This window comes from Protofrankia sp. CiP1_Cm_nod4 (assembly GCF_982290645.1).
Map to the genome: position 1 here is coordinate 6,009 of NZ_CEVIVC010000185.1, position 2,629 is coordinate 8,637.

1 protein-coding gene is annotated in these 2,629 nt (G+C 64.8%); it reads right to left on the reverse strand.

Annotated features, from left to right (window positions below):
* Nucleotides 1–2,629: BREX-2 system adenine-specific DNA-methyltransferase PglX (gene pglX, locus AC5LSR_RS22005; RefSeq protein WP_493468938.1), on the reverse strand; the 2,629-nt coding region annotated here is incomplete at both ends.

Below are 2,629 nucleotides of genomic sequence, written 5' to 3' on the forward strand. Positions count from 1 at the left end.
GGAGGCCGGCGAGCAGCGGGGTGAGCTTCTCGGCGCCCCAGCCGTCGGTGTCCTGCCGCTCGACGATCAGCGTGGCCAGCGCCTGGGCCTGCTCGCGGTGGTCCCAGCCGGCCCAGCCGATCAGCAGCGTCGGGTCGGTGGCCGGGCCGGCGTGCGGGTAGGAGACGAACCGCTCCTTGGGGACGTCGAGCTTGCCGCGGGCCCGCCAGTAGGACGCCTTGCGGAAGTCGGCCTGGGCGTACTTCGGCGGGACGGGGATCGCGTCGCGGATCTTCCTGGCCGCCTCCGGGGTGGGGGCGGCGTCCTCGGCGCGCTGCTGGTCCCACACCGACTCCCAGTCGGCGCGTTTGACCAGCCCGGAGTCCTTGTAGCGCAGGGCTGCGAGGAAGGGGACGTGCTCGTCCTCGACGAGGCCGGCGACGACCTTCGCCAGTGGGTCGCCGGGGCGGTGGAGCTCGGCGACGGCGACGAAGCCCGCGTCGGCGGCCAGCTCGTCGGCGAGCCGGCCGGTGGTCCACAGCCGGGGCTGGACCATCCCGTCGACGTCGGCGAACCAGCGCTCGCGGGCCTCCAGCCGGTCGAGCAGCCAGCCCCGCAGGGCGGTGTCCTGAAGCTTGTCCCAGCCCTCGGTGGCCCAGCGGCGCTTGTACTCGGGCCGCTCGATCAGCCCGATGTTCCGGTCGTTCTCGATGACGGCGATCCGCTTCTCCACCAGCGCCCGGTACTCCGCCGGCCAGCCCGCGGGCGGCTCGGTGACCGGGGTGGAGCCGTGCCGGGCGAACCACTCGGACGTCTCCTCACCGGCCGCGATCTTCCGCGCCAGCACGATCTCGAACGCCCGCTCACCCAGCCTGATCTCCGGGACGTCGGCGACCGGCAGCGTCAGCTCGTCGGCGAGCAGCCCATACTGCCGGTAGACCTGCCAGTCCAGCTCCTCCTGCAACGCGATCATCCGCGCCCGCGTCGACACCCACTCGTCCCGCGCCGCCGCCGGGCTCACCGCCGTCAGCCGCAGCGCCAGCCCATCCAACTCCCGCGCCAGCCCCAACGGATACTCCGCCGGCAACGGAAACTCCTGCAACTTGGTACCGGTGAACTCGTAGAACCGTTCCCAGGTCTGGGACTTGAACCCCTCGTTTACACCCTGGCTGCCCTTGTCGTGGCTGACCTGCTTGAGCCAGAAGCACGCCGTCGAACTGTTCAACACCCCCAGCAGCTGCAAATAATTTTCGTCTGCTGTGTCGGCTGGAAGCTTGATGACGGGCGCGGTCTGCTTGAACGCTTTCTTGTCTCGGCTCAGTGTGAAGTTATTATGCGTTGACACAAACGAGAACGTCAACGAGCGTGGATCCTCGAGTTTTTCTCTGTATAGCTCACCATATTCGTACCAGACGAGTGAGTCAATAGTCTCAATCGGCTTGCCGAATCTTTTGCGAAGCTGGAGTATTCGCCGGTTTGGCCACAGGTGACGGCCGATTCCGATGATCTGTTCGATTGGCGTTGGCCTCAAGCTCTCATTGTATGGCCAGATGCTGACGACTCCATCGGACATCTGGTAGTCACGGATACAGTCACCTTCGACCATCTGTATAGTCTGTTCAAGCTTGCGCCTGACAGAAGTTGTCCTGTCTTGAACGAAGAATGCGTCGTCCTCTGCAGTGATAGCTACATATCCGGAGTAGGCAACTACTGTGGAAAGTTTACTCTCTGCATATTCCTCAATGGTACGCTTCAAGTCGATCGTTCCTCCGCCACCGAGACTCCAGGGGTAGGAAGCCAAACGGTTGCGCGGTAGGTCCACGGAACTAACCCAGTCACTGTCAGTGCCGGGCTTGTCCACCTGATCGAGGATTGCCCGCCAGACGAAAGATTCGCTTGGATTGTTTGGGGCGGATGGCTCCCCTCTGATTCCCAAAACGGCTCTCACGGTTTCAGGTCGTGTCCAGCGATTGCGTCGTCCCGCCAAGATGACGGTTGGTGTCCCATGACCGGGAATATATGCCCCGGATGCATCGATAACGTGCGTGAGCTCGACTGTACGAGCGAAGAATTCTTCGATCAGCTTCTTGCCGAACTCGCGTTTCATGAACGAATTCGCGGTGATCTGGCCTATGCGGCCGGCACCGCGTCCCTCTAGATCCGCGTGCTTCGCCAGCTCGAAGAAGCGCTGCGCGAACGGGACGGACAGGGCGTACTTGCCCGAGCAGGCGCTGTACAGGTCGCGGTACAGCACGTTGAGCTTCTTGTCCTTGACGGTGATGTACGGCGGGTTGCCGACGACGGCGTGGTAGCGGCCTTCCTCCAGGATGCCGGGGTGGTCGGTGAGGTCCTCGGTGGCGTAGGCGAACTCGGCGAGTGCGTCGCGCTCCTCGTCGAACAGGCCGAGCTGGCGGTGCTTGATCAGAGAGTCGCCGATGGCCACGTGCAGCGGGAAGGTGTAGCCGGCGGCCGCGTCCAGCGTGGTCAGCCCGGTGGCGCGCAGCGCCGCGATGACCAGCCGGAACCGGGCGATCGCCGCCGCGTACGGGTTGATGTCCACGCCGTGGACCGCGTCCAGGGCGAGGCGGACCCGCTCGAACACGTCGAGTTCCTGCGCCTTGCTCTCCCACTCGGCGAGCAGCCGGTGGAA